This window comes from Brasilonema angustatum (assembly GCF_059505445.1).
In genome coordinates this window covers 1-3,154 of the sequence record NZ_JCACKO010000107.1, presented here as the reverse complement: position 1 = coordinate 3,154, position 3,154 = coordinate 1, and the positions used below count along the sequence as shown (strand labels likewise).

The 3,154-nt window shown below is 43.4% G+C and carries 4 protein-coding genes; 2 read left to right on the top strand and 2 right to left on the bottom strand.

Translation table 11 applies throughout. From position 1 onward, the window contains the following. The first annotated feature begins 207 nt into the window (after positions 1-207). Positions 208-408: a hypothetical protein gene (locus AC5JM2_RS18290; protein ID WP_495836280.1), complete on the top strand. Its 201-nt coding sequence runs from the start codon at positions 208-210 to the stop codon at positions 406-408. 113 nt (positions 409-521) lie between these two features. Here the strand turns inward: AC5JM2_RS18290 and AC5JM2_RS18285 are convergent, their stop codons facing one another. Further along, positions 522-1,223, bottom strand: a complete 702-nt coding sequence (locus AC5JM2_RS18285) for an MgtC/SapB family protein (protein WP_495836279.1) — start codon at positions 1,221-1,223, stop codon at positions 522-524. A 322-nt stretch (positions 1,224-1,545) separates the two neighbouring features. On the opposite strand from AC5JM2_RS18285, the gene AC5JM2_RS18280 reads away from it, so the two are divergent. After that, the gene (locus tag AC5JM2_RS18280) at positions 1,546-2,925 is read left to right on the top strand and encodes a DUF2252 domain-containing protein (protein ID WP_495836278.1); all 1,380 of its coding nucleotides are present in this window, start codon (positions 1,546-1,548) and stop codon (positions 2,923-2,925) included. A gap of 41 nt (positions 2,926-2,966) precedes the next feature. Here AC5JM2_RS18280 and AC5JM2_RS18275 read toward each other — a convergent pair whose 3' ends face one another. Next, positions 2,967-3,101 (bottom strand): hypothetical protein, encoded by a 135-nt coding sequence (locus AC5JM2_RS18275; RefSeq protein ID WP_495836277.1) that lies wholly within the window; start codon positions 3,099-3,101, stop codon positions 2,967-2,969. Positions 3,102-3,154: the final 53 nt, after the last annotated feature.

The following is a 3,154-nucleotide window of genomic DNA, read 5'->3' as shown; positions in this document are numbered from 1 at the left end:
TTAGCTTATGTACGGACTGGTTGCCGTGATTCAGCTAACAACGAATCGCACCTTTCACCTTACTATCTGATTGATAGTTATGAGACATGAAACAAAAGAATAAGTCTAAACTCCGTTTGAATGTATCATTTATACTACAGGTTTGAGTATAAGTTCGTGTTGATCCTCTTCCAGCTAATGTTTTAACTGTGTTTCGGCATTGCTAGCATGATACCAGAATCTGACACTGAGCCTGAAGCTCTGACTGATACTGCTGAGGGCGCGCTCATTTTAGCAAAACGAAAGGGATGCGATGCTCCAGCTTTCTCGCCGCCCAAAGGGCGATCGCGTTGTTTTCAGATAGCTGTAACAAAAAGCAGAGGTTACTTGCCATCTTCCCACTTTAGAGCGCTTATTCCTAATAATTAGACGACAAATCGTGGGGTGGGCATTGTCCACTAATATCTCAAATATCTATCAGATAGGCTTTTATCGGCAATGCCCATACTACAGAAAACCGCTGTCAACCAACATCAGTATCTTTAGCCGTACTCTTGTTCAATAATTTTCCAACTAACCGCACTTACTCCAGACTCCAAGCTCAAGCGGCTGACAATTTGTTCTAAAAAAGGATCGTTGCGATCCTGCGTGACTAAGTCAGCTTCAACTTCCACACGTTCGGGAGTTTCTTCGAGATCTTCGCTATGTAAAGAACGTAATTTCATTTTACCAGTGACACTGACTGCCTGTAGTAGCAGGGCACGGACATGAGCCTCATCGTTGCTACGACAAACTATAGAACAGCGATAGCATAGCTCAATTTCTGTACCTTTGAGCGGTTGTTGATTAATTCGGTAACCCACGGGACGTAGAAAGATGTTTGCCACTAAAACTGCTACTGTTCCTATAAACGCCTGTGGGAAAAATCCACCACCTGCCAAAGCGCCCACTGCTGCGACACACCATAATGTTGCTGCTGTATTCAATCCCTGTACACTGGCACCTCCCCGAAAAATTACGCCTCCTCCTAGAAATCCGACGCCAGAGACTATATACGCCTCAACTTGGGTCGGATTTCCACCTGGAGTCATGACTCCCAGCATCACAAATAAGGCAGCACCAGTAGCGACTAGTGTATTCGTCCGCAGTCCTGCCATTCGTTGTCGCCACTGTCTTTCCACTCCAATAACAGAGCCTAGTAAGAATGCTACCACCAAGCGAATTGTAAAATCTAACCAAGTCATAAGTTATTTAAAATTCCAAAATTATGGTTAATAGAAAATAACGAACTAAAGAATTTAGTCAATACCTAATCTCTTTTTCATTCTTTATGGTGTACGTACTTTACAATAATTTTTTTGACTACAAATTTGCTCATTAATAAGGTTAAGCTTTATCGCTTTTTTTTAAGAAAAGGTTATCTCCATGTTTTGCCAGAACTCTTGCTAACATTTGGCAGTATCTTTTTAAGATTTTGATGTGATGATGTAGGAGAAGAGAGGGAAAAACATTCTCTCATCTCCTACTGCTTGTAGTCTTTAATCATTGAAAAATACTTTCCTCTATATGACTACTACACCACCTATTAAATCGGCTGAGCTGACTCCCAATAATCAGCTCACCGTAGCACAGCGAGTAGAAGCAGGCAAAGCATTACGTCAAGTTGTTTCTCGAAGTGCCCACCGCGAATGGCATCCTACAGATCGTCCAGATCCAATTGATTTACTCGAACTATCAAATCAGGGACGCATACCAGAGTTAATCCCCATCCGTTACGGTCGCATGTCGCAGTCAACCTTTGCTTTTCTACGGGGAAGTGCAATTATTATGGCGGCTGACTTGGCAACTACTCCTACAACGGGAATCCACGTACAAGCATGTGGAGATTGTCACTTACTTAACTTCGGTGGATTTGCCACACCAGAACGAAATCTCATCTTTGACTTGAATGACTTTGACGAAACCTTAAGCGCACCTTGGGAATGGGATGTAAAACGCTTAGTCATAAGCATTATTGTGGCGGGGAAAGATATTCGTCTGACTGACAAACACTGCTATGATGCTGCCGAAGCAGCAGTTCGTGCCTATCGCTTGTCCATTCGGGAGTATGGGCAGATGGGGACTTTGGCGGTGTGGTATGCGCGACTGGATGCTAATATCCTGGTGGAACACGCGCCTGATGAGGAAACTCGTAAATATTGGGAGCAAATGGCAAATAAAGCCTTTACCCGCACAATGCAGCAAACATTTTTGCAGCTGACAGAGGAGGTGAACGGGCAACGGCGGTTTATTGATCAACCACCGCAGTTATATCATCTACCACTACAGGAACAGTATTTCGAGGAAGTAGGGGTATTATTTGAACAATATCGTGATACTTTGCAAAGCGATCGCCAGTTTTTGCTAGATCGCTACCGTTTAGTAGATGTAGCCATGAAAGTGGTTGGCGTTGGCAGTGTCGGTACTCACTGCGGAGTTGCACTGCTGCTAAGTAACGATAATGATCCTTTGCTGCTGCAATTTAAAGAAGCCCGTCCCTCAGTACTAGAACCCTACGCAGGTAAATATCCTTACTCCCACAACGGACAGCGCATAGTCAATGGTCAACGCCTCATGCAGGCAGCTAGTGATATTTTCTTGGGTTGGACGAGTAACAGTCGCGGACAAGATTTCTATTTTCGGCAATTAAAGGACATGAAAACCTCGATTAAACTCAAGGGAATGTCTGCCAAGGGTTTGGAAGATTACGCCGAAATTTGCGGTTGTGCCTTAGCCCGCGCCCATGCTCGTTCCGGCGATGCTGTCATGATTAGTAGCTACTTGGGTAAAAGTGATACTTTTGACTCTGCTGTGACAGATTTTGCCGTCACCTACGCCCACCAAGTTGAGCAGGATTATCAAGCACTTGTAGCAGCCGTCAAATCTGGTCGAATTGAGGCCAAGTAAGTTAGCAATTGATATTTAATTTCGTCCAACTGATGTTATTTTTATACCCTGCGTCGCCTTTGTTCCATGAAGACAACAACAACTAAATAAATCAAACCGTAGTAACCGACAAAAATTACAGCGACAGCAGCTATTGCTTGAAAAAGTGTCATCACCAATTCCTCTTTTATTTCCATAAGGGACTTCCAAAGAATAAATTAATCAATAAAAACAAAGAAGCCAGGTTTTT

Coding starts and splice junctions, on each gene's coding strand:
- AC5JM2_RS18290 (WP_495836280.1), top strand. CDS start 208: ATGATACCAGAATCTGACACTGAGCCTGAAGCTCTGACTGATACTGCT.
- AC5JM2_RS18285 (WP_495836279.1), bottom strand. CDS start 1,223: ATGACTTGGTTAGATTTTACAATTCGCTTGGTGGTAGCATTCTTACTA.
- AC5JM2_RS18280 (WP_495836278.1), top strand. CDS start 1,546: ATGACTACTACACCACCTATTAAATCGGCTGAGCTGACTCCCAATAAT.
- AC5JM2_RS18275 (WP_495836277.1), bottom strand. CDS start 3,101: ATGGAAATAAAAGAGGAATTGGTGATGACACTTTTTCAAGCAATAGCT.